20 protein-coding genes are annotated in these 23,050 nt (G+C 59.1%); 16 read left to right on the plus strand and 4 right to left on the minus strand.

The genetic code is table 11. The features are described from left to right. Positions 1-223: 223 nt before the first annotated feature. From AC2FLX_RS15940 to AC2FLX_RS15965, 6 genes are read left to right on the plus strand one after another with little or no spacing between them, the layout of a single operon-like run. Positions 224-673 (plus strand): c-type cytochrome, encoded by a 450-nt coding sequence (locus AC2FLX_RS15940; protein WP_480748059.1) that lies wholly within the window; start codon positions 224-226, stop codon positions 671-673. A gap of 15 nt (positions 674-688) precedes the next feature. After that, the gene (locus AC2FLX_RS15945) at positions 689-2,086 is read left to right on the plus strand and encodes a cbb3-type cytochrome c oxidase subunit I (protein ID WP_496875471.1); all 1,398 of its coding nucleotides are present in this window, start codon (positions 689-691) and stop codon (positions 2,084-2,086) included. A gap of 5 nt (positions 2,087-2,091) precedes the next feature. After that, positions 2,092-2,901, plus strand: a complete 810-nt coding sequence (locus tag AC2FLX_RS15950) for a CbbQ/NirQ/NorQ/GpvN family protein (RefSeq protein WP_496745037.1) — start codon at positions 2,092-2,094, stop codon at positions 2,899-2,901. Positions 2,902-2,910: 9 nt separating this feature from the next. After that, on the plus strand, positions 2,911-4,833 hold the full coding sequence (locus tag AC2FLX_RS15955; RefSeq protein WP_480748056.1) for a nitric oxide reductase activation protein NorD: 1,923 nt from the start codon (positions 2,911-2,913) through the stop codon (positions 4,831-4,833). Then, entirely contained in the window at positions 4,830-5,378 is a 549-nt protein-coding gene (locus tag AC2FLX_RS15960) for a cytochrome c oxidase subunit 3 (protein ID WP_480748055.1), read from the plus strand. Before AC2FLX_RS15955 ends, AC2FLX_RS15960 begins: the two co-directional genes overlap by 4 nt. A 5-nt stretch (positions 5,379-5,383) precedes the next feature. After that, the gene (locus AC2FLX_RS15965; RefSeq protein ID WP_480748054.1) at positions 5,384-5,656 is read left to right on the plus strand and encodes a cytochrome C oxidase subunit IV family protein; all 273 of its coding nucleotides are present in this window, start codon (positions 5,384-5,386) and stop codon (positions 5,654-5,656) included. Positions 5,657-5,666: 10 nt separating this feature from the next. Here the strand turns inward: AC2FLX_RS15965 and AC2FLX_RS15970 are convergent, their stop codons facing one another. Continuing rightward, complete coding sequence (locus tag AC2FLX_RS15970; protein ID WP_480748053.1) at positions 5,667-6,230, minus strand: DUF4202 domain-containing protein; 564 nt, start codon at positions 6,228-6,230, stop codon at positions 5,667-5,669. Beyond that, positions 6,230-6,931: a Crp/Fnr family transcriptional regulator gene (locus AC2FLX_RS15975; RefSeq protein WP_480748052.1), complete on the minus strand. Its 702-nt coding sequence runs from the start codon at positions 6,929-6,931 to the stop codon at positions 6,230-6,232. The genes AC2FLX_RS15970 and AC2FLX_RS15975 overlap by 1 nt, the downstream gene beginning before the upstream one ends. Before the next feature lie 205 nt (positions 6,932-7,136). On the opposite strand from AC2FLX_RS15975, the gene hemA reads away from it, so the two are divergent. Beyond that, positions 7,137-8,360 (plus strand): 5-aminolevulinate synthase, encoded by a 1,224-nt coding sequence (hemA, locus tag AC2FLX_RS15980; RefSeq protein ID WP_496810277.1) that lies wholly within the window; start codon positions 7,137-7,139, stop codon positions 8,358-8,360. A 122-nt stretch (positions 8,361-8,482) separates the two neighbouring features. On the opposite strand, the gene AC2FLX_RS15985 is transcribed toward hemA, so the two are convergent. After that, on the minus strand, positions 8,483-9,094 hold the full coding sequence (locus AC2FLX_RS15985) for a TetR/AcrR family transcriptional regulator (protein WP_480748050.1): 612 nt from the start codon (positions 9,092-9,094) through the stop codon (positions 8,483-8,485). Between the two features lie 107 nt (positions 9,095-9,201). Here AC2FLX_RS15985 and AC2FLX_RS15990 point away from each other — a divergent pair, with 107 nt between their 5' ends. The 4 genes from AC2FLX_RS15990 (at position 9,202) to AC2FLX_RS16005 (ending at position 15,896) form a co-directional block, all read left to right on the plus strand. After that, positions 9,202-10,770, plus strand: a complete 1,569-nt coding sequence (locus AC2FLX_RS15990; protein ID WP_496810276.1) for a trimethylamine methyltransferase family protein — start codon at positions 9,202-9,204, stop codon at positions 10,768-10,770. Between the two features lie 10 nt (positions 10,771-10,780). Then, on the plus strand, positions 10,781-12,826 hold the full coding sequence (locus AC2FLX_RS15995) for an FAD-dependent oxidoreductase (protein ID WP_496810275.1): 2,046 nt from the start codon (positions 10,781-10,783) through the stop codon (positions 12,824-12,826). Positions 12,827-12,848: 22 nt separating this feature from the next. Then, the gene (locus AC2FLX_RS16000; protein WP_496810274.1) at positions 12,849-14,828 is read left to right on the plus strand and encodes an oxidoreductase; all 1,980 of its coding nucleotides are present in this window, start codon (positions 12,849-12,851) and stop codon (positions 14,826-14,828) included. 75 nt (positions 14,829-14,903) lie between these two features. After that, positions 14,904-15,896, plus strand: a complete 993-nt coding sequence (locus tag AC2FLX_RS16005) for a D-cysteine desulfhydrase family protein (RefSeq protein WP_496810273.1) — start codon at positions 14,904-14,906, stop codon at positions 15,894-15,896. Here the strand turns inward: AC2FLX_RS16005 and AC2FLX_RS16010 are convergent. Then, positions 15,869-16,858 (minus strand): LysR family transcriptional regulator, encoded by a 990-nt coding sequence (locus AC2FLX_RS16010; RefSeq protein WP_496810272.1) that lies wholly within the window; start codon positions 16,856-16,858, stop codon positions 15,869-15,871. The two genes, AC2FLX_RS16005 and AC2FLX_RS16010, sit on opposite strands and share 28 nt — an antisense overlap. 126 nt (positions 16,859-16,984) lie before the next feature. On the opposite strand from AC2FLX_RS16010, the gene AC2FLX_RS16015 reads away from it, so the two are divergent. The 5 genes from AC2FLX_RS16015 to AC2FLX_RS16035 all read left to right on the plus strand — a co-directional run. After that, positions 16,985-17,995: a TAXI family TRAP transporter solute-binding subunit gene (locus tag AC2FLX_RS16015; protein ID WP_496745021.1), complete on the plus strand. Its 1,011-nt coding sequence runs from the start codon at positions 16,985-16,987 to the stop codon at positions 17,993-17,995. A gap of 95 nt (positions 17,996-18,090) precedes the next feature. After that, positions 18,091-20,304, plus strand: a complete 2,214-nt coding sequence (locus AC2FLX_RS16020; protein ID WP_480748043.1) for a TRAP transporter permease — start codon at positions 18,091-18,093, stop codon at positions 20,302-20,304. Between the two features lie 4 nt (positions 20,305-20,308). Further along, positions 20,309-21,574, plus strand: a complete 1,266-nt coding sequence (locus AC2FLX_RS16025) for an NAD(P)/FAD-dependent oxidoreductase (protein ID WP_496745019.1) — start codon at positions 20,309-20,311, stop codon at positions 21,572-21,574. Between the two features lie 2 nt (positions 21,575-21,576). Further along, positions 21,577-22,296 (plus strand): aspartate/glutamate racemase family protein, encoded by a 720-nt coding sequence (locus AC2FLX_RS16030; protein ID WP_480748041.1) that lies wholly within the window; start codon positions 21,577-21,579, stop codon positions 22,294-22,296. 89 nt (positions 22,297-22,385) lie between these two features. Then, positions 22,386-23,050, plus strand: a 665-nt coding sequence (locus AC2FLX_RS16035; protein ID WP_496875472.1) for a N,N-dimethylformamidase beta subunit family domain-containing protein, incomplete at its 3' end; no start/stop codon positions are given.

A 23,050-nucleotide genomic window follows, 5' to 3' on the forward strand; every position in this document is an offset into this window, starting at 1 on the left:
GTCGAGATAGGGACGCTTCGTGTTTTTGTCAATGATAACAGTATGATGTGATTCTGCGACGCAATTGCAGAAGTCGGGGTTCCCCACCGGGGAGTGTCGAAATTTTCGGAAATTCGCCAATACAGGCCGAAACATGCCTGGAAGTCTTGACTTTGGTTAAGGCGTCCCTATGCGCCAGCGGCCATTTTCCTTGCACCAGCAATGCGGCGCAAAGGAGAGCGCAATGCGCGAAGTCATGACAAAGAGCATGGCCCGCAATATCTTTTATGGCGGGTCCCTGTTCTTCATACTAATCTTTCTGGCCTTATCGGCCCACTCACACTTGTACATCATCGGGTCGGAAAACGCGGCCAAACTCGACGACAGTGTGGCCCGGGGCAAGCATGTTTGGGAAAAACATGCCTGCATCAACTGCCACTCGATTCTGGGCGAAGGTGCATATTTCGCCCCGGAAGTCGCCAATGTGATGACCCGTTGGGGCGTACTGGACGACCCCGAGGCGGCTTTTGAAACCCTGAAAGGGTGGATGGAGGCGCAGCCCACGGGCATCGAGGGCCGGCGTCAGATGCCTCAATTCAACCTCAGCGACGAAGATATCCGGGATCTCGCGAACTTCCTGATCTGGACGGACAATATCGACGCTCAGGGCTGGCCCCCGAATGACGCGGGCTAAGGAGGGAACGGAGAAATGAAATACGAATCCCAAAAAATCGCTCTGGTCTACTTTGCCGTAGCCATGGCGCTGTTTGCGATCCAGGTGCTGGGCGGTCTGCTCGCAGGCTGGATCTATGTTGCGCCCAACACGCTTTCCGAGCTGTTGCCGTTCAACATCGTGAGAATGCTGCACACCAACTCATTGATCGTGTGGTTGATCCTTGGCTTCTTCGGCGCCGCCTATTTCCTGATCCCGGAAGAGGCGGAGCGCGAAATACACTCGCCCAAGCTGGCCTATCTGCAGTTGCTGATCCTCGTGGTCGGTACGCTGGGCGTGGTTCTGACCTATGTCTTCAACCTGTTCGAAGGTAACTGGCTGCTGGGTAAAGAAGGCCGCGAGTTCCTTGAACAACCCAAATGGGTCAAGGCTGGTATCGTCGTTGCGGCACTGATCTTCCTCTACAACATCTCGATGACGGTGCTGAAGGGCAAGAAAACCGCAATCACCAACATCCTGCTTCTGGGCCTGTGGGGGCTGGCGCTGCTGTTCCTGTTCAGCTTCTACAACCCCTCGAACCTCAGCCTTGACAAGCAGTACTGGTGGTACGTGGTTCACCTGTGGGTTGAAGGCGTTTGGGAACTGATCATGGCCTCGATCCTGGCCTACCTGATGCTCAAGCTGACGGGCGTTGACCGTGAGATCGTCGAAAAATGGCTTTATGTCATCGTTGCTGCCGCCCTCTTCTCGGGCATCCTGGGCACCGGCCACCACTACTATTGGATCGGTACTCCCGGTTACTGGCAGTGGATCGGTTCGATCTTCTCGAGCCTTGAGGTGATCCCCTTCTTCGGCATGATGGCATTCGCCTTTGTCATGGTCTGGAAAGGCCGTCGTGACCACCCTAACAAGGCCGCGCTGTTGTGGTCGCTGGGCTGTGCCACGCTTGCCTTCTTTGGGGCCGGCATCTGGGGCTTCCTGCACACGCTGCACGGGGTGAACTATTACACCCACGGGACACAGATCACCGCAGCCCATGGTCACCTGGCCTTTTACGGTGCCTATGTGGCCTTGAACTGCGCGATCTTCAGCTATGCGATGCCGATCCTTCTGAACCGCGATCCGTATAACCAGGTACTGAACATGGCGTCGTTCTGGCTGATGACCAGCGGCATGGTGTTCATGACTTTCGTGCTGACCTTTGCGGGAACTGTTCAAACGCACATGCAGCGTGTGGTAGGCGACTACTACATGGATGTGCAGGATCAGGTTGCCATCTTCTACTGGATGCGCTTCGGTGCAGGTCTGGTGGTTGTCATTGGCGCGTTGCTCTTCATCTACTCGATCTGGGTGCCGCGCAGGGAGCTGGTCGAACCTGGCCCGCTTGAGCGTGACCGCCTCGACAAGGACCCTGACCACGTGGCAGCGGAGTAATGAGGATGGACGGCTCCATGAAACTCGGAACGGGGGCGGCTGACGCCCCCTTCTACCTCTCGCAGGGTGATGAATGCGATGTCTTCACCGCTGCATATAACAACAGTCTGCCGGTCCTGCTGAAAGGTCCGACAGGATGCGGCAAAACCAGGTTTGTGGCCCACATGGCCGCCAAACTTGGTCGTCCGCTTTATACCGTGGCCTGCCATGACGACCTGGCCGCCGCCGACCTGATCGGGCGCTACCTGTTGAAAGGTGGGGAAACCGTCTGGGTCGATGGGCCGCTTACCCGCGCGGTGCGCGAGGGTGCTATCTGCTATCTTGACGAGGTGGTCGAGGCGCGCAAGGACGTGACCGTGGTGCTGCACCCGCTGACCGACGACCGGCGCATCCTGCCGATCGACCGTACCGGTGAAGAGCTTGAGGCCGCGCCCGGTTTCATGTTGGTGGCATCCTACAACCCGGGCTACCAGAACATCTTGAAAACCCTGAAACCTTCCACCCGCCAACGATTCATTTCGGTTGAGTTCGACTTTCCGTCTCCGGAACTGGAGGCCAAAGTCGTGGCCGAAGAAAGTGGGTTGTCGCTGGAACGCTGCAAGCCGCTGATCCGGTTGGCGAACAAGCTGCGCGGTCTCAAGGGGCAGGACCTTGAGGAGGGGGTTTCCACCCGCCTTGTGGTTTATGCCGCGACGCTGATCGCGCAGGGCATGTCCACCGATCGCGCCATTCTGGCCGCCATGATCGAACCTCTGACCGATGACGAGGATATCAAACGCGGGCTCCTCGATCTTGTCACGGCCGTCTTTGGGTGAGGCCGACCGATGGTCAAGATCGACTTTGAGCCATGGGAACCCGAAGAAACCATCGGGAAACTGTGGCACACCCTCGCCAGCCGCCTTGATGCACCTGAGGTGCACGTTGGAGCCGCGGTCGACCTGTCGCAGGTCGCGGGGCGGCTGGCCGTTCTTTTCCGGGGGCTTGGCGGAAGTCCGGGTGTCGAGCTGCGCCCGGTTTCGCCTGAGCTTTCCCGCCACCGGCTAGGCTGGCGCCGTCGTCTGGCGACCGAGGCCGAGCTGTTGCCGCGCGCCTCGTTCGACGGCGAGGTTTTGCGCCTGCCAGACCGGCTGGCAATCTTTCCCTATCGTGAGGCCAACGGCGCACTTTACGTCTGGCTTGCTGCCGCTGCAGCCCATGCCGGAACCCGCATCGACGAAGAAGACCTGTTGCGTGCAGATTTGCGTGCCTTGCATGCCGCCAGGGATATGGTGACGGAAACTTTCGACAATGCACCGGGTCTGCGTCCGCTCTATGACGAGCTTTGCAAGGGGATGCTGCATCAGCGCGAGGTTCCGGACCTGCCGCCGGTTGAGGCCGCAGTTGAGGAACTGATCCGGAAAATGTTGGGGAATTCAGAGCCCTTGTCCTCCAAGGCTGAGCAGTTGTGGGCCGTCGATGCTGACCTCACCGCCCCGCGCGGGTATCAGCCCTTCCGCCCGGTCGCCTTGTGGCCCGAGTTGCGTGCGGTTGCCTTTTCCGAACATCACGAGGCGGAAAGCCGCGACACCGATGGTCCTCCGGAAGAGTCGAGCGAGAAAACCCACCGGGCGCGCCGCCGTAAATCCGACCAGGCAGAGCGCAACGACAGCTTCATTCTGCACAAGTTCGAGGCGATTCTAAGCTGGGCCGAGTTCCTGAACCTCAACCGCCGCGTCGATGACGACGACCCGGACAATGCCAAGAAAGCAGCCGACGATCAGGACGAGATCGGTCTGGGGCAGATTTCCAAGGCACCGCCGACACGGTTGAAACTGCACCTCGACCTCGCGCCCGAAGACGTGGATCGCGAGCGATCGTCAGGCCGCATTCTTTATCCGGAGTGGGACGTGCGGTCGGGCCAGTACCTGCCGGATCACGTGAATGTCCTCACCTCGGATGCCGATATCCGCGAAGATGCCGCTGAGTTTGGCAAAGACCCCGCCACCGCCCGCCGCATCCGCGCCGTCAAGCGCCAGTTCGAGGCCCTGCGCCCGGGGCGCGTGATGACCCGTGGTCACCTGGATGGCGATCAACTGGATATCGAGGCCGCCGTACGGGCCCAGGTGGACCGTCTCGCCAATGGCGAAGCAACCGAACGGGTCTGGATGCAGTCGCGACCCGAGGCGCGCGATCTGGCGGTATCGATTGTTCTGGATGTCAGCCGCTCGACCGAAAGTGCAGTCGCGGGCCGTGCCGTCATCGATATCGAACGCGAGGCGCTGGCGGCGCTGGCGTGGGGTTTGAACGCATGCGGTGACGATTTCGCGATCCATGCCTTCAGCTCGCTCAAGCGTCACCGGGTGTATATCCAGCGCTGCAAGGGGTTTGACGAGCCGATGGGACCCGCAGTGGAACAGCGCATCGCCTCGCTGCGGCCCGGCCACTATACCCGTCTGGGTGCGGCGATCCGGCACTGTTCGGCCGATCTGGCCAGTCAGTCCCGCAAACGACGCCTGCTGCTGGTCATCACAGATGGCAAGCCCAACGATCTGGACCACTACGAGGGCCGCCACGGTATCGAAGACACCTGCATGGCGGTTCGAGAGGCACGCCGCGCCGGGCAGTCCGTCTTTGGTGTAACCATCGACAAGACAGGCAAAAGCTGGTTCCCACGCATGTTCGGGCAGGGCGGCTTTGCGGTCATCCCCGACCCGAACCGTCTGACTATGGCGTTGCCGCAGATCTATCGTCAATTGGTCGGCGCATGAGCGACGCCACCCTGATTGATGAGCTTCCTGGCGAGTTGCTCATGTGGGTGCTGATCATCAGCGAGTTGCTGGTCTTTGGCGCTGGACTCATCGCCTTCATGGGGGTGCGCCTGACTGATCCGGCGGGTTTTGCAGAGGCGCAGTCGCATCTTTACCGCACTGGCGCTGCGCTTAACACCGCGGTGCTGGTCACGTCAGGTTACCTGGCGGCAAAGGCGCTTGCGTGGCGCCGCGAGGGGCAACGCAAAGCCCCGCGCCTTGCGTTGATTTCGGCGGCCCTTCTGGGGGTCCTGTTCCTGATCATCAAGGGCGTGGAATATGCCGGAAAGGCGGCTGATGGCATCGGTTTCGACACCCACCCGTTCTTCATGTTCTACTATCTGCTGACGGGATTTCACGCCGCGCACGTTCTGGCCGGAACCGGCATCCTGCTGCTGGTCGCCTGGCGCGACGATCCTGCCAATATCGAGGCGGGATCGCAGTTCTGGCACATGGTCGACCTTGTATGGGTGCTGCTGTTTCCGGTGATCTATCTGTTGGGGTGACGAAAATGGTTTCTTCTCGTTCCGGAAACGGAGACACAGACCGCCTAACGGGCGCGTGGGTTGCTCTTCTGATGCTCAGCTTTGCCTCGGCGCTGCTGACCATTCTGCCCGTTTCGCCCAAGGTTGTCGGCGCGGGTATCTTGGTTCTGGCGCTCGCCAAATCACGCGTTATCCTCGCCCGTTATCTGGCGCTCGAAGAAAGCCCAAGCTGGCTGCGGGGGTTCACCATGGTCCTGACTGGGTTCACTGCCGTTGTCTTTGGCCTCTATCTGGTCTGACCGCCGCCCTTCAGCTTTGGAACGCTGTGGCCAGGTTTTCGGGCAGATCAAATTCGCCGAGGGCTCGAGACCGCGCTGCGACCGACATTTTGCGGGCAGTCTTTTCCACGATGCGTTGGATTTTTTCGGCGGAGTGCTTTTCGGCAAACGGGGAAAAATACCATTTGAGAAATACGAAACAGATCACATCCTCAAGCGCCTGAACTTCTTCGTCGCGCTTGATACCCTCTTTGCGCAGCATACGACCCGCTGTTTCGACTTCTTCGGCGTCATACCCGGCCTCGGCCATAAGCCGCATGACCACATCCGCATGATGCACGCCCTGCGCTTTGCGCCAGGCCAGATAACCGGCGCGACCTTCGGGATATTGTGTCCGAGCCAGCTTCCAGCGTTCCACATGCTGGCCGCGCGCGGCAATCTGCAGGATTTCGGAGGCGTCGGGGAACAACCGGTTCAGTTCCGAGCTCATCCTTTCACCATATAGCAGAGCTTCGGGACGACCCTCTTCCCTGTTTGGATCAGCTTCATTTGCAGCGTCGACCGCCGCAAGCACCTTGTTCATTCGCTCGCTCATCACCGGCTCCAGTTCTCGGCAGGATCGCTTTCGGCGTAATCGCGCAGCATTTCGATGTCAGCGATTTCGGCGTGGTTTCTTTTCACCGTCACTCCGGCGCTTTTCAGGCGGGAGAACGCGCGGCTCAGACTTTCCGGTTTCATGCCCAGACGTCCGGCAATCAGCATCTTGTCGTACGGCAAGGTTACATCGCATGTGCCATTTGCTGTGTCACACAGGTTCAACAGGAACTCGGCAACCCGCTGCGCCCCGGTTTGCGCCTTGAGCTGTTCCAACTGAGCGACCAGTGAGTGCAGATGCGTGAATGTCGATGCCAGGATCGAGACGCAGATCTCGGGGTCTTCCTTCATCAGCGAAATGAAGACATGGCTGGGGATGTGCATCACTTCGGAGGTCGAAACCGCCTCGGCAGAAACCGGATACGGCATATTGCGCAGCGCCACGGCTTCGCCAAAGCTTTCACCGCGGGTAAAGACGCTTACCACGGCTTCGGCCCCTGTCGGAGCCATGCGAAAGAGCTTGACCCAGCCACTGATCACGACATGGATGGCCTGTGCTTTTTCTTCTTGCAGAAATATCGTCTCGCCCCGGTCATAGCTACGCCAGATGGCGTGGCTCAGCAGGGTGTCCACATGCTGATCCGGCAATGAGCGAACCAGCACGGATTGCCGTGCGATTGCCTTTTGTGCTTCGTGCGCCAAGCGCTTTTCCCCTCTCGTCCGTCGACAGGCTTTATGGGCCATTTTGTCCGTCTCCGACCAAGCTAATGCAAAGAGTCGTGTGGCGCACCTGCATTTTCGCGCGCTGTTAGTCAATGCCGTGCGGCCACTTGACAATTGTCATTTGGCGCGCTGGATCCTCGCCCTAGTCTGCGGGGAACCTCAGAATACCCGGGAGAAGCCAGTCATGGATTACGAGCGTTATTTCACCCAGAGCCTTGATTCGCTGAGGGACGAGGGGAACTATCGTGTCTTCATCGACCTCCAGCGCCGTTGCGGTGCCTTCCCGAATGCGCGGCAGACCGACGGGCCGGTTCAGCGCGATGTGCGGATCTGGTGTTCGAACGACTATCTGGGCATGGGGCAGCATCCGAAAGTGCTGACTGCGATGCACGATGCGCTCGACCGCTGCGGGGCCGGAGCCGGGGGGACGCGCAACATATCCGGCACCACGCATGACCATGTTCTTCTTGAGGACGAACTGGCCGATCTGCATGGAAAAGAGGCGGCGCTGCTGTTTACCTCGGGCTATGTCTCGAACTGGGCGGCGCTGGGTACATTGGCCTCGAAAATTCCCGGTCTGATCGTGTTCTCGGACGCGCTGAACCACGCCTCGATGATTGAGGGCATCCGTCATTCGCGGGCGCAAAAGATAATCTGGAAACATAACGATCTTGCGGATCTTGAGGCAAAGCTGGCCGCCGCCGATCCGGTGGCGCCCAAGATGATTGCCTTTGAATCGGTCTATTCCATGGATGGCGATATCGCGCCTATCAAGGAAATCTGCGACCTGGCAGATAAATACGGTGCCATGACATATCTGGACGAGGTACACGCCGTAGGTCTCTATGGCCCGCGCGGCGGCGGTATTGCCGAGCGCGAGGGTCTGATGGACCGCCTGACGGTGATCGAAGGAACCCTGGGCAAGGCATTCGGTGTGGTTGGCGGATACATTGCCGCCTCTGCTGCGCTATGCGATTTCGTGCGCAGCTTTGCCAGCGGGTTCATCTTTACCACGGCTTTGCCACCTTCTGTTGCCGCTGGCGCAGCTGCTTCGATACGTCACCTGAAGCAATCGCCGGTTGAACGTGATGCGCAGAAGGCGCGCGTCGAACAGGTGCGAGCTCGTCTGGACGCTGAAGGTATCCCGCATCTGCCCAACCCCAGCCATATCATCCCGGTGATGGTGGGCGATCCGGTCAAATGCAAATTCATCTCGGACACGCTGCTGGAAGAGTTCGGCATCTATATCCAGCCCATCAACTATCCCACGGTTCCCAAGGGAACCGAACGTCTGCGTATCACGCCGTCTCCGGTGCACACGGATGAGGATATCGATCATCTGGTCGGAGCGCTGTCTAAACTCTGGCAACGGTGCCAGATCGCCAGAATGCCGATGGCGGCGCAATAGTACCGAATTTTGTCTCCCTGACACTCCGGCGGCTCTCTGAGCCGCCGTTTTTTAGGGGCGGATAGAATAGTCGGTTATTTGGTGGTGAGGCACCGTCGCGGATCGTCGGCAATGCGCTGTGATCAAGTGGCGTGGCGCGACTTGAATCGCTCGAAATCCGCCTCGCTCGCTTTAACACCCGTGAATACCTCGACATAGTCGGGCATGTTTGTAATCCGGGTTTCCCGGTTCTCTTCAATCCGCATCGAGATATAGCCGACCTGCGTGTACATCACGGTCAAAGCCCGGACTTCGGCCGCCGATTTCGCGTACCCGAATCGCAGGAACATCGCGACCAGCGCATTCTGCCGTGCCTTGTCGGCGGCGTTCAGGCGCGGTTCCAGCGCCGGGTCGTTGCGCGCCCAGTTGCGGATGGCCAGATCAAGCTTGGCGTCGAACAGCGTGTCGTCCAGCCAGCAGTCAAACAGGTTGAACATCGCTTCGACAATACTTTCGGCATAGGCTTCGGTTCGTGCGACCAGATTGCCGGTGTTTTTATCTTCCCAGTGGCGAATCATCGCTTCGAGCAGCGCGTCGCGGTCCTTGAAATGCCAATAGAACCCTGAGCGCGCGACACCGAGATGCTTGGCCAACGGCATGACTTTGACGGCCTCGACACCGCTTTCCGTCAGCAACTCATAAGCCGCTGTCAGCCATGCGGCTTCTGTTCCACCATGTTTCAACTCTTCGATCATCTGAGCGCCGTATCAGGTCCGTGAGGGGTGCACAACAATATTGACACATGTGTCAAGATAAGCAACACACATGTCAATAGACGCAACCTTGTGCCAGGAATCGCCTTATGACAGCTGAGCCCGTAACCCGCTCTCGTCGTTCTCGCCGCAATTCAGGAAAACCCTCGCGTTCGGCTGAGCCGGGGCAAAACCTGCATCTGCGAGTGCCCTATATCACCCGTCGCATTCCCACCTATGATCTTGCCAGCGAGGAAAGCCTGGATCGGATCGAGGCGACGGCGGAACGCATCCTGGCCGAGATCGGCATCGAGGTGCGGGAAGATGCCGAAGCCGTGCGACTGTACCAGCAGGCCGGGGCAACTGTGACTGATGTGTCCGCCGAGGCGTGGAACGTGAGATTCGAGCCGGGAATGGTGCGGGAATTGCTGAGGTCGGCGCCTGCGCGTTTTACCCAATGCGCGCGCAACCCGGCCAATAATGTCGAGATCGGCGGCGATGCAATGGTATTCGCGCCGTCTTATGGTTCGCCCTTCGTGATGGATCTGGACAAGGGGCGGCGGTATGGCAGCATCGCCGATTTCGAGAACCTGGTGAAGCTGGCGCAATCCTCGCCCTGGCTGCACCATTCGGGTGGCACCATCTGCGAGCCGACCGATGTTCCGGTAAACAAACGGCACCTCGACATGGTCTATGCTCACATGCGGTATTCAGACCGGGCTTTTCTGGGGTCGATCACCGCGCCTGAACGCGCCGCCGACAGCATCGAGATGTGCCGCATTCTATTCGGGTCTGATTTCGTCGACCAAAATTGCGTGATCATGGGGAACTTCAATACAACCTCGCCGCTGGTTCTGGACGGGGTGACGACTGCGGGAATCCGAACCTATGCCGAGGCGGGGCAGGGTTCAATCCATCTGCCGTTTCTGCTGGGTGGTGCAGTGTCGCCGCTGACCATGGCCGGGGCAGTGGCGCAGTGTCTGGCGGAGTCGATGGCGTCGTGTGCGCTGACCCAGTTGGTGCGGCCGGGTTCGCCTGCCATTCTGGCCGGGTTCCTCTCGTCGATGTCGTTGCGGTCGGGGTCGCCCACCTTTGGCACACCGGAACCCGCGCTTGGTTCCCTGATCATGGGACAGTTGGCTCGACGCCTGAACATGCCGCTGCGTTGTGCGGGCAACTTCTCGACCTCCAAGGCGCCTGACGGGCAAGCGATGCAGCAAGCTATGATGTCGATGATGTCGGCGGTACAGGGCGGGGCCAACTACATTCTGCACTCGGCCGGGTTTGTTGATGGCTTGCTGTCAATGTCCTACGAGAAGTTCGTGATGGACACCGATATGTGCGGCGCGCTTCATTCCTATCTGAGGGGTGTCGACGTTAACGAGGATACGCTGGGCTTTGAGGCATTGGCGCAGAACGGACCCGGTGAACACCTGTTTGGAACCGATCACACCCTGCGCCACTACGAAACCGCCTATTGGGACAGTGGACTGAACGACGATCAGCCGTTCGAGACATGGGAAGAACAGGGCGGTGTGGATTACGCCCAACGCGCCAACAAGCGTTGGAAAGACCTGCTGAACGCCTATGAGGCGCCCGCCATGGATGAAGCAACCGATGAAGCTTTGAAGGATTTCGTCGCTCGAAAGAAAGCCGCAATGGCCGACGCCTGGTACTGAGGGAAAAGTCATGTCCAAAGACCCGCTGCTGCAGCCCTATCAGCTGAAACACCTGACCCTGCGCAACCGCATCATGACCACCAGTCATGAACCGGCCTATCCCGAGGACGGGATGCCGAAAGCCCGTTACGCCGCCTATCATGCGGAGCGCGCAAAGGCGGGCGTGGCGCTGGCGATGACGGCCGGCTCGGCGGCGGTCTCCAAGGACAGCCCGCCGGTGTTCAACAATATCCTCGCCTACAAGGATGAGGTGGTGCCGTGGATCAGGAGTCTGACGGATGCCTGCCACGAACACGGATGCGCGGTAATGATCCAGTTGACCCATCTGGGCCGCCGTACCGGCTGGGCCAAGGGCGACTGGCTGCCGTCGGTCAGTTCGTCGAAACATCGCGAACCTGCGCACAGATCGTTCCCGAAGCTTGCCGAGGACTGGGACATCGAGCGCATTATCTCGGATTTTGCCGATGCCGCCGAACGGATGAAAGAAGGCGGTATGGACGGGATCGAATTGCAGGTCTATGGCCACCTGCTCGACCAGTTTTGGTCGCCGCTCACCAACGATCTGGAAGGTCCTTATGGCGGACAGACACTGGATAGCCGACTGAGGATGCCTCTCGACGTATTGCGCCACATCCGCAAACGGGTAGGCGACGACTTCATTGTCGGCCTGCGTTATACAGCCGACGAGGCAGAGGAGGGCGGCATTTCGCCAGAGGAAGGGCTGGAAATCTCCAAACGCCTTGCCGATAGCGGCATGGTCGATTTTCTCAACGTGATCCGGGGGCGTATTCATACTGACCCGGCGATGACCGATGTGATTCCGGTTCAGGGCATGAAGAATGCGCCGCATCTGGATTTCGCCGGTGAGGTCAGGAAGGCGACCGGCCTGCCAACGTTCCACGCCTCGAAAATCCCCGATGTGGCTACAGCGCGCCATGCCGTTGCCTCGGGCCTGTTGGACATGGTGGGCATGACGCGCGCGCATATGGCGGACCCGCACATCGTCAGAAAGATTGTCGAGGGGCGCGAAGACGATATCCGCCCGTGTGTGGGCGCTACCTATTGCCTTGACCGGATCTATCAGGCCGGAGAGGCGCTGTGCATGCACAATGCCGCCACGGGTCGCGAGCTGACCATGCCGCACGAAATATCACCCGCTGAAACACGCAAGAAAGTGGTGATCGTCGGGGCCGGTCCCGCAGGTTTGGAGGCCGCTCGTGTGGCCGCCGAACGGGGGCATGACGTCACCGTGTTCGAGGCGCAACCCGATCCGGGTGGCCAGGTGCGCCTGACGGCACAGAACCCGCGCCGGCGCGAGATGATCGGCATCATCGATTGGCGCATGGCCCAATGCGCCGCGCGCGACGTCGAATTCCGTTTCAACACCTGGGCCGAGTCCGAGGATATCACCGCGCTGAACCCGGATGTGGTAATCGTGGCGACGGGTGGTATTGCCAACACCGAGTTGTTTGAAAGCAAAAAGGAAAACGACCTTCTGGTCAGTGCCTGGGACATGATTTCGGGTGATGTGAAACCTGGACAGAACGTGCTTGTCTATGACGAAAGTGGTGATCACCCCGGCCTTATGGCCGCCGAAGTTGCGGCAAGTGCGGGTGCGAAGGTTGAAGTCATGACGCCTGACCGCATGTTTGCGCCCGACATCATGGGGATGAACCTCGTGCCCTATATGCGTGCATTGCAGGACAAGGAAACGACCTTTACTGTCGCGCGCCGACTACTGGACGTTGAGCGTGACGGAAACCAGCTTAGGGCAGTGATTGGTACGGATTACAGCGGCTTCACGTCCGAAAAGACCTATGATCAGGTTGTGGTGAACTATGGCACCATGCCGCTTGCCGACCTTTACTTCGACCTCAAACCGCTGTCGTCGAACGAGGGGGCGGTCGATTATGATGCGCTGATCGCGGGTCTGCCGCAGGAAGTAACACGCAACCCTGAGGGCAACTTCAAACTGTTTCGAATCGGAGATGCTGTCAGTGCCCGCAATACACATGCGGCAATCTATGACGCTCTACGGCTGGTGAAAGACATCTGATACGCATGTTCACAGGTTTGCCATGAGCCTCAAGCACGTCTTCACCCCGGTGCGCTTGCGCCACAAGACCTTGCACAATCGCATCGTCTTTGGCGCACACACGACCAATATGGCGCAGGATGGGGTGCCGGGTGACCAACACCTGGGCTATTATCTGGAGCGCGCCATTGGTGGGGCCGCGATGATCGTGGTAGAGCCGATGCCGGTTCATCCGGCGGCGGTTCTGACCCGCGGCAACTTCCGACATTGCAGCGACGATGTAATCCCGCACTTTGCCCGCTTGACCGAAGCTTGCAAGGCGCAGGGTGCGGTGATGATACAGCAATTGTATCACGTCGGTGCGCATGGGGATTGGGACAACAGTTGGCATGCCAACTGGTCACCTTCGGGCGGTCCCAGCTATCACGATAGTGACGGTAGTCACGAAATGACCGCCGACGAGATCGAGGAGACGATCGAAGGTTTCGTTCAGGCTGCTATCCGATGCCAGAGTGCTGGGTTCGACGGCGTCGAGGTTTGGGCGGCCTATCACTGTCTGCTTGATCAGTTCTGGACGCCATTTTCCAATAAGCGCACGGATGAATGGGGCGGTAGTTTGGAAAACCGAACCCGGTTTTCCCGCGATATCCTGCGCCGCATTCGCGCGGCTTGTGGCGAGGATTTCATTGTAGGCTTGGCGATCAACGACGATGCCGAAGTCGAAGTCTGCCTCAGTCGGGACGAGATGGTCGAGATCATAACTTTGCACGACGCCGAAGGTTTGATGGACTATGTGACTGTTGGTTCAGGAAGCTATTTTGATTTCTACAAGATCTTGCCCAGTTTCCAGTATCCGGAGGGTCTGGGAGTCGACCTGTCGATCCGCCTGAAAAAGGTGGTTCGGAATGCGCTGGTGACGGCTGAGGCCAATATCCGGACGCCTGAGAACGCCAACGCTCTACTAGGGGGTGGGCAGGCCGATCTTGTCTCGATCGTGCGCGGTCAGATCGCGGACCCGCATCTGGTCACCAAGGCCCGAGAGGATCGGGTCGAGGATATTCGCGGCTGTCTGTCCTGCAATCAGCAATGCTGGGGACGGCGGGGGCGTGACTATTACATATCGTGCCTGATCAACCCTTCTGCAGGGCATGAGTATCTGTGGGGCGGCGATCGTTTCGCGAAAACCGACGACCCCAAGACCATTCTGGTGGTGGGGGCTGGCCCCGCCGGTCTGGAAACCGCTCGCGTAGCGGCGGAGCGAGGTCATAGGGTTTTACTGGCGGAGGCCTCCTCGGAACTGGGCGGTCAGTTCCGTCTTGCGGGATTGCAACCGCGCAGGGCGCAAATTGCGGATCTTATTGCGTGGTATGGTCGGCAACTGGACAAGTTGGGCGTTGATTTGCGGTTCAACACGTTTCTTGATGCGGATGACATTTCAGGCATCGGTGCGGATCAGGTGGTTCTGGCCACGGGGTCGCTGCCTGCGGAAACCGGGTTTCAAAAGGCGCTGCCGCATGTGGCCGCAATGCCCGGCGCCAGTAGTGCGAATGCCTGGTCGCCCGAGGACGTCATGGGGCGTGCCGCGAGTTTGGGCAAGCGGGTTGTTGTTCTGGATGAGGCCGGAAACTGGCGCGGGATCGGCACGGCTTGGCATTTGGCCGAGGAAGGGCACGACGTAACGATCGTGACACCAAGCCCGATGGTGGCGCGCGACCTGATCCGCTCGGCCACAGATTTGCCCGCGCGCCGGTCACTGGCCGCACTTGGCGTGCGGTTCGTCACGGAAAGCGCGATTTCCGAATGGACCGGTTCCGGTGCCAATTTGGTTTGCCTGCTGTCTGGGCGAGAAAACAGGATCGAGGCAGACGCACTGGTTCTGGCCACGGGCAACATCGTCGACAGAACCCTGCACGATGACCTGCGTTCCAGGGGCATCCATCCTCGTTTGGTCGGTGACGTGTACGCGCCGCGCCTGGCTGCGGCTGCAATATATGAGGGACGGGTGACCGGATTGACCCTTTAGCCGGATTGGCTTGTGCCGGCGTGCGGGAGGTGTTTAGGTTTTCCATACATCATACCGGGTTTCGGAGAGCTTCTCATGGACAGACCTCGTGCCGACCTTGCCGCGTCGAACACGCCGCTTTATCGCCTGCCGCGGCTTTCCGGGCATCTTGGCATCGACCTGTGGATCAAGCGGGATGATCTGGCCGGGGCACCATTTGGTGGCAACAAGTCCCGGCAATTGGAATACTATCTGGGCGCGGCGCAGGCGGCGGATGCCAACACGATACTGATTACCGGTGCGGTCCAGTCGAATTTCGTTCGCACTGCGGCTGCAGCCGCCGCCTCGCTGGGTATGCAGACCGTCGTGCAGCTTGAAGAGCGTGTGAATGGCGTTGACGAGATCTATCGGACCTCTGGCAATGTCCTGCTGCTGCGCGTTCTTGGGGCCGAAATCATGCACTACCCTGAAGGCGAGAACGAGGCGGGTGCCGATGCGGCCTTGCGTGCCCGGGCAGAAGAACTGCGCGAGGCGGGGCGTCATCCGTATGTCATTCCTCTCGCGGTGAACAACCCGCCGCTCGGCGCCTTGGGTTATGTCCGGGCCGGACAGGAGATTGTGGCGCAAGCTGGTGATTTCGACACTGTTGTCGTTTCTTCCGGCAGCGGGGCGACCCATACAGGGCTTTTGACCGGATTGCGTGGGGCGGGCGGACAGGCCACCGTCATCGGGAGTTGTGTGCGCCGGTCGCGCGAGTCGCAGAGCCTGCGCATAGCCGAGGTTCTTGACCGGTTGAGCGAGTTGACCGAGCACGCGTCTTCGGTGACGTCGCAGGATATCCGCATCTGGGACGGGGCGCTCGCACCCGGGTATGGGCAATTCGGACCAGCCGCCAAATCTGCAATGGAAATGATGGCGCGGCAGGAAGGTATTCTGCTTGACCCAGTCTATACGGCCAAGGCCTTTGCGGCCATCCCGGCCCTAACGGCGAGTGGAGAAATCGCGCAAGGAAGTCGGGTTCTGTTCGTGCACACGGGCGGTCTGGCTGCGTTGTTCGGTTATCAATCCGGCCTGGAAGCAGCATTCTGAGGGATTTCAGTCTCGTCTTCGATGGCGGAGATATCTGGGTGCGCGCCGATACTGTCCAGGAGTGCGACAACCTCGGCCTGCCAACCCTCCTTGATCTTTTTAGCAAGTTGCGAGAGCGGTCGATAAAGCGGGGTCAGGATCACGTATTCGTACCTGAAAATGTCGGGCATCGGGCGAAAGACGACCTCGCCTCGAGTCGTGTTGGTTTCTTGTTCGTTGACGACCGTCAGGGGGTCGACGATGGACAGGCAGCGTCCTGCGCTGATGAATTGCATCAAGGGGGCGAAAAATTGGCTGTCAAGAAGTATGTTCGGCGTGGCTCCGGCGTCGCGTAAAGCCTTGAGAGTTCGTTGGTGCATCACGTGATAGCTCTGCAATGTGCCCAGCGGAACACTGTCCAGATCCTGACAGGAAATCGTGTCGCGCTCAGCCAGAGGGTGGCAGCGGGGTAGCGCGCAAAAACAGTTTGCGGTGATAAGTTCCTGCTGAAATGTGCGGTCGTCGCCCGGGCCGACCGCAAGATCGGCAAAACCAAAGTCGAAAGCCTGCGTCGCTGCCAATTCGCGGATTTGCATTGAGGTCCGTGATGACAGGGACACGCGAATATCTGGCACATCGCCGATAGCGCGACTGATAAATCGTGGCAACAGAAACGCCGAAGGACCTGGCATCGACGCAATGTTCAAAGTTCCGCGCTCGCCTCTGACCAGACTTTTCATGGTTCCGGCCACTGTGGATAGACGATCCAGAATATCGCTGGTTTCGGCAAGAAGATAGCGGGCCTCAGGTACCGGAACCAGTTGGCGACCCCGACGTTCGAACAGTTTCAAACCCAGCGAATCTTCCAAAGATCGAATCGCCAGGCTGACCGCAGGTTGGGTCCTGCCCAGTTTCTGTGCTGCCTCAGACAGAGATGACGAGTTCATGACAGCGCGAAACGCAGTGATTTGGGATAGATTCATCGTAAATCCATAAGGAAAACTTTGCCTAACCTAAAGTAATCAAATTTGCATTTATTTAAAAGTTCGATCATCGTTTCAGAATAAGGATCGTGACCTAACGTCCAATCACACCAAAGGGAGACAAAAATGGCATTCATCAGAAATCTTGGCGGAGCTGTTCTGGCAGCCACTCTGGCAGCTGGCGCAGCTTATGCTCAGGACCCGACCTTCTTCCGCATTGGCACGGGCAGTGCAGGCGGCACCTATTTCCCCATTGGCGGCACCATCGCAAACGGCATCTCGTCCCCTCCGGGCTCGCGCCCTTGTGAGGAAGGTGGCCAGTGCGGCGTGCCGGGCCTGATCGCCATCGCACAATCGACCACCGCGTCCGTGTTCAACAATACCGCTGTCGAGAACGGCGAGCTTGAAGCTGGTCTGGCGGCTGCGGACGTCACGCGTTCGATGTATCTGGGCGAAGGCAAGTTCGAAGGCAAGCCGCATCCCAAGCTGCGTATCGTCGCGAACCTGTTCCCCGAAGACCTGCACCTGGTTCTGCCCAAGGGTACGTCGATCAGCAACCTTGGCGATCTGGCAGATAAACGCGTGGGCATCGCTCAGGCGGGATCGGGAACCCAAGTTGCAGTCCTGCAGATGCTCGAGGCCTGGGGCGTGACCCGCGACAACATGGAAGAGGCCGAACTGAACAACAGCCAGTCGGCCGAACGTCTGGCTGACGGTCAGCTTGACGGCTATTTCTATGCGGCCGGTTGGCCGGTTTCGGCGATGGTTCAGCTCGCCTCGACCAAAGGTATGGACCTGCACAGCTTCACCGACGAGGATCTTGCCAAGATCAATGAGATCATCCCGGCCTATATCCCGTCAAAGATTCCGGCCGGTGTCTATGAAGGTGTCGACTATGAAGTGAAAACCCCGGCGGTTTCGGCATTGCTGGTGGTTTCGTCCGACCTGTCCGACGAACTGGTCTATGGCATCACCAAGGCAATGTGGAACGACAACACCCGCAATTTGTTGGATAACGGCCACGCCAAGGGCAAGCAAATCACACTGGATACCGCGCTTGACGGGATCGCAAATCTGGGCGTCCCGCTGCACCCGGGTGCCGAGAAGTTCTACAAAGAAGCTGGCGTTCTGGAGTAACCCCTCTCTCCTCGGTTATTCCAAGTCCTGGGCGGCGGGCGTAAGCTGCGCCGCCCAATCAATCCCACACCACACTTGATGCGAGAGGGCGGGCCATGAGCAACGCGCCAAACCACGAGTCTCCGGAACTGTCCGCCGAAGAGCTGGCCGCAATCGAAGAGAAATTCGACGAAGGTGCCGCGACACGCGAAGTTTCGGACCGGTTCGGAAAGTTCCTGCGTTATGTGGCCCTGATCTATGCCACGTACCACTATCTGACCGCAGGGTTTGGACTGCCGCCTGATTATTGGCACATGGGTTGGCACCTGTCGGGGTTGTTTATCCTGATTTACGCGTTGTTCCCGCATATCAAGACCAAAACTTCGTTCGACCTGAAAACCGGTGCGTTCCATCTGGGCGGCGTGCCCTATCTGGATGTGATGCTGATGGTTTTGGGCGTGGCGGCCTCACTTTATCTGGGGTTCGCCTGGCATGGTATTCCCTTCCTTGGTGTAGAAGAAATGACCTTCAGGATGGGAAATCCGAACACCTATGACATGATATTCGGCTGCATCCTGATCGTTCTGGTTCTCGATATTGCGCGCCGGACGCTGGGTTGGATTCTGCCGCTGATCATCTGCTGTTTTATGGCCTATGCGCTGTTCGGTCCGATCTTTCCGGGCATCCTTCAGCATCCTGGCGTCAAATTTAAAACATTCGTCAGCTCGATGTACTTCCCGCAGGAAGGCATTTTTGGCGTCACGCTCTGGGTCGTCTCGACGATCGTTTTCCACTTTGTCCTGTTCGGTGTGATTGCGCAGCGCACCGGGTTGGGGCAGCTCTTCATTGACAATGCCACCATTCTGGCGGGCCGCTATACCGGTGGCCCGGCCAAGGTGTCGGTGGTTTCGTCCGCCTTTTTCGGTACGATTTCGGGTTCTTCGGTGGCGAACACCGTCTCGACCGGGGCGCTGACCATTCCGAACATGAAACGGCTTGGCTACCCAGGCCATTTCGCAGGCGGGGTCGAGGCGGCGGCGTCGGCGGGTGGGCAGATCACGCCACCGATCATGGGCGCTGCGGCCTTCATCATGGCTGAATTCCTGGAAGTGCCGTATACCACGATTGTCATTGCGGCGATCTTTCCGGCGCTGTTGCACTATACCGGCGTCTTCACAGTGGTGCATCTGATGGCGCGCCGCCTGAACCTGCAGGGTCTGTCCAAGGAAATGCTGCCGAAGCTTGGCGAAGTGTGGCGCGAAGGCTGGGCCAACATCGTTCCGCTGGTCGGGCTTTTGGTGGTTCTGTTCTCGGGGTACACCCCCTATATGTCTGCGTTCTGCGGTATATCCCTGGCACTGATCGCTGGTATGGCCCGCTACAAAGAGCCGCTGACTCTGCCAATTCCCGCAGCGTTCATCGCCTTTGTACTGTGGAAATATGCCGGCGATGGCTTTGATCTGACGATGTCCCTCATCCTCATTGCGGGATCGGTCATCGCCACATTCAACCCACAGGGCCGCACGACAATCACGGAAATGGCGGATACGCTTGAAACCGGCGTGAAATACGCGCTGGCCGTGGGCGCGGCCTCGGCAGCTGTCGGCATCGTCATCGGTGTGATCAACACCACCGGCGTCGGGTTCCGGATCGGTTTCATGGTTACGCAGGCCGCAGCGAACCTTGGCGGTGATCTCAACAGCCTTCTGACTTTCGGCAGCTTCGAGTTGTTCGCAGTCGAGGATCTGACGCTCTTCATCAGCCTGATCTTCATCGCTGTTGCCTGTATCCTGATGGGGGCGGGGGTGCCGACCACGGCGCTTTACATCATGCTGGTTTCGGTGGCTCAGCCCGCGTTGGCACAGCTTGGCATCCCACCGATCGCGAGTCATATGTTCGTGTTGTACTATGGCGTAGTGGCTGAGATCACCCCGCCGGTTTGTACCTCGGCTTACGCGGCTGCGGCCATTGCCAACTCCAACCCGTTCCGGACCGGCTTGTCGGCCTTCTCGCTGGGATTGGGAAAGGTGGTGGCTCCAATGGCGTTCGTCTATGCGCCGGTGCTGCTGTTCGTCTCATCGACCGGCTTCAACTTCGTCGAGTTCAGCTATACGGCCACCAGTTGCATTGCGGGTGTCATCGCCCTGTCGACGGCAGTCGTGGGTTACTGGCTGGCACCGATGGGTGTGTTCTATCGGATCCTGATGGCAATCTCGGGTCTTGTTTTCATCGCTCCATCGCTGCAGGCCGATCTGGTGGCGCTTGCAATTGCCAGCCCGGCAATCCTAAGCCAGATCATCGCCCGACGGGCGCAAACTTCCGTGGCGTAACTCGATGGAAAAGGATGTCACCATTCTCGGTGCAGGTGTTGTTGGCATCTGCACCGCCCTCTCCCTCGCTGAGCGCGGCGTCGCGGCGCGACTGATTGACCGGGGCGATCCTGGGCAAGAGACCTCTTTTGGCAATGCCGGCGTCATCTCGCCATGGTCCATCATCCCGCAGGCTCTGCCGGGGACGTGGAAACAGATGCCCCATTTGCTGTTCGGCAAATACAGACCACTGGCCGTACGCACGACATTCTGGCCCAGGATGGCGCGTTGGGGTCTGGCGTTTTTGAGTAACGGAACCGAAGCCCGTGTGCAGCGGGCCGCCGATGCGATGGAGGTGCTGTGCGGCCCTTCGATCGACCTTTATCGTCGGCATCTGCAAGGCACCGGGGCAGAAGGTTTGGTGCGCGACAGTTGTTATATCCACGCCTTTCGCGAGGGCGACAAGGCTTCGCTGCGGTCTCTGGACTATCGCATTCGCCAAGAAAAGGGCGCGCGTCTTGAACTGGTGGGGGTGGATGAATTGCGCCGGATTGAGCCTGCTTTGTCGCACGATTTCAAGGCGGCCGTTCTGATCCACGATCAGGCCCGCGCCCTTTCACCGGGGCGTATTGGCGCGGCCCTGGCCGACAAGGCTCGTTCGCTTGGTGTCGAAATTGTCAAGGAGCAGGTCACCGGCCTGATGCGTACCGATCTGGGGTGGCGCATTTCCTGCAATGCGGGTGTTTATGAAGCCTCCCGAGTGGTGATCGCGATGGGGGCGTGGTCGCCCGAGATCCTGCGGCCTTTGGGTATCAACGTACCGCTGGTGGCCGAGCGTGGATATCACCTGGAGTTTTCTGCTCCGGGGATTGAGGTGAACAATTCGGTCATGGATACCGATGCCAAGATCGTGGCATCCAGCATGGAAGGCGGTATGCGTATCGCTGGACAAGCCGAATTCGGCGATGTGAACGACCCACCAGATCCTCGCAAGCAACCCCGAATGCTGGCGCAGGCCAAGGCCGCCTTTCCGGATCTCGCGACCGATCGCCCGAGTTTCTGGATGGGTCGCCGCCCGACCTTTCCTGACAGCCTGCCAATGATCGGCGAATTTGATGATCAACCGGGCCTGTTTGCGGGCTTTGGTCATTCTCACTGGGGATTGATGATGGCACCGAAAACCGGGGAACTGCTGGCGGACATACTGTCGGGGCGCAGTAACAACATTGATTGCTCGGCCTATTCCACGGGCCGCTTTTCCCGCGGACTGATCCCAACAACGGACCTTTGACCATGACAGTCACAAACACCCCGATCGGCATACTTTGTCTCGATACACATTTCGCCAAACCACCCGGCCATATCCGGTGCAGTGAAAGCTTGCCATTCCCGACGGTCAAACGGATCGTGCGAGGCACAACCATCCGCGAGTTGCTGGAACGACCCAGTATCGAGTTCTTCTCACCCTTTCTGGACGCGGCAAGGGAACTGGAGGCTCAGGGATGCGCCGCCATCACCGGCAGCTGTGGATTCATGGCGTTGTTTCACCGCGAGTTGGCAGCACAGGTTTCGATACCCGTGTTTTCTTCCAGCCTGATCCAGATCCCGTTGATGCACCAGATGGCAGGGCAGCGTGGCAAGGTCGGTGTGATCACTGCCCGCAAATCGGCGCTGACACAGGCGCATATGGATGCAGTCGGGGCGGGAACGACGCCCGTCGCCATTGCGGGGATGGAAGAACAGCCGGAATTCCGGGACGTGATCCTTGATGACAATCGGCCGGAAATCGACCAAGAGGTACTGGCTCAGGAACTCGCCACTGTTGGCCGTCAACTGGTAGCAGACAATCCGGATGTCAATTCGATCGTTCTGGAATGTACCGACCTTCCGCCGTATGCGCACCGCCTGCAAGAAGTGTTGGGATTGCCTATAGCCGACTTGACGACATTGGCGACAATGGTCCACAACATCGTGACGCGCAGCCCATATGCGGGCCAGATCAGGTACGACTGAAAAGGGTTCGGCTTGAGCTGAATATGTTGATCTGGATGAAATTCTTCTGATTACTGTGCTCAGGTCGGGCCGGAAAACAGGAATTCATCATGCGGACCAGCGAATGCGCCACCCCCGCGACCACGCCGCGTACCCGCGCCAAGGCGCGGCATATTCTTGATAACTACTATATCGGCCCGTCGCGTGATGGCGCTGTGCTTGAGATCTGGGGCTATTCCGATTGCTACACCTATCGTCCCGGCGAGCGGCTTGCACTGCGCGTTTCGACGACGGGCGATTCCTGGGATGTCGAGATCGGACGCGACGGCGCCCGCTACGCCCCTCTTTTTCATCGAACCGATCTGCCAGGCACACATCACCCTACGCCTGTCGACTGTTCCGTTGAAGGATGCGGTTGGCCAGTCGAGTTTGAGTTCGACATTCCGCAGGACTGGATGGAGGGTGGATATCTGGTTACCCTGCGCGCCCGCCGGGGTGCGGACATGGTCGAAGAGCATCACCTGTTTTTCTTGCGTAGGGCAACCGATCGCCCGGCAGCACCTTTCGTTCTGGTTTGCGCTACGGGGACATGGCTGGCCTACAATTGCTGGGGCGGATCGAACCACTATGAAGGTATCACCGGTCCAGACGGTAACGCGTTTTCCCCCGTTGTTTCGACGCAGCGCCCGTGGACGCGAGGGTTCTGCAAACTGCCCGAAGGCGCGCCGCGCGCTTTGCCGGAAAAACCACACGTGCCGGGAGGGATGGTTCGCTA

The sequence above is a fragment of the Ruegeria sp. YKSF57 genome, from assembly GCF_059612585.1.

What these genes read in the sequence shown, in the direction of transcription:
- AC2FLX_RS16000 (WP_496810274.1), top strand. Translation starts at nt 12,849, where the DNA reads ATGAGCCTCAAGCACGTCTTCACCCCGGTGCGCTTGCGCCACAAGACC.
- AC2FLX_RS15960 (WP_480748055.1), top strand. Translation starts at nt 4,830, where the DNA reads ATGAGCGACGCCACCCTGATTGATGAGCTTCCTGGCGAGTTGCTCATG.
- AC2FLX_RS15945 (WP_496875471.1), top strand. Translation starts at nt 689, where the DNA reads ATGAAATACGAATCCCAAAAAATCGCTCTGGTCTACTTTGCCGTAGCC.
- AC2FLX_RS15955 (WP_480748056.1), top strand. Translation starts at nt 2,911, where the DNA reads ATGGTCAAGATCGACTTTGAGCCATGGGAACCCGAAGAAACCATCGGG.
- AC2FLX_RS15950 (WP_496745037.1), top strand. Translation starts at nt 2,092, where the DNA reads ATGGACGGCTCCATGAAACTCGGAACGGGGGCGGCTGACGCCCCCTTC.
- AC2FLX_RS16010 (WP_496810272.1), bottom strand. Translation starts at nt 16,858, where the DNA reads ATGAATCTATCCCAAATCACTGCGTTTCGCGCTGTCATGAACTCGTCA.
- AC2FLX_RS16015 (WP_496745021.1), top strand. Translation starts at nt 16,985, where the DNA reads ATGGCATTCATCAGAAATCTTGGCGGAGCTGTTCTGGCAGCCACTCTG.
- AC2FLX_RS15965 (WP_480748054.1), top strand. Translation starts at nt 5,384, where the DNA reads ATGGTTTCTTCTCGTTCCGGAAACGGAGACACAGACCGCCTAACGGGC.
- AC2FLX_RS16025 (WP_496745019.1), top strand. Translation starts at nt 20,309, where the DNA reads ATGGAAAAGGATGTCACCATTCTCGGTGCAGGTGTTGTTGGCATCTGC.
- AC2FLX_RS16020 (WP_480748043.1), top strand. Translation starts at nt 18,091, where the DNA reads ATGAGCAACGCGCCAAACCACGAGTCTCCGGAACTGTCCGCCGAAGAG.
- AC2FLX_RS16030 (WP_480748041.1), top strand. Translation starts at nt 21,577, where the DNA reads ATGACAGTCACAAACACCCCGATCGGCATACTTTGTCTCGATACACAT.
- AC2FLX_RS15970 (WP_480748053.1), bottom strand. Translation starts at nt 6,230, where the DNA reads ATGAGCGAGCGAATGAACAAGGTGCTTGCGGCGGTCGACGCTGCAAAT.
- AC2FLX_RS15990 (WP_496810276.1), top strand. Translation starts at nt 9,202, where the DNA reads ATGACAGCTGAGCCCGTAACCCGCTCTCGTCGTTCTCGCCGCAATTCA.
- AC2FLX_RS15995 (WP_496810275.1), top strand. Translation starts at nt 10,781, where the DNA reads ATGTCCAAAGACCCGCTGCTGCAGCCCTATCAGCTGAAACACCTGACC.
- AC2FLX_RS15940 (WP_480748059.1), top strand. Translation starts at nt 224, where the DNA reads ATGCGCGAAGTCATGACAAAGAGCATGGCCCGCAATATCTTTTATGGC.
- AC2FLX_RS16005 (WP_496810273.1), top strand. Translation starts at nt 14,904, where the DNA reads ATGGACAGACCTCGTGCCGACCTTGCCGCGTCGAACACGCCGCTTTAT.
- AC2FLX_RS15985 (WP_480748050.1), bottom strand. Translation starts at nt 9,094, where the DNA reads ATGATCGAAGAGTTGAAACATGGTGGAACAGAAGCCGCATGGCTGACA.
- hemA (WP_496810277.1), top strand. Translation starts at nt 7,137, where the DNA reads ATGGATTACGAGCGTTATTTCACCCAGAGCCTTGATTCGCTGAGGGAC.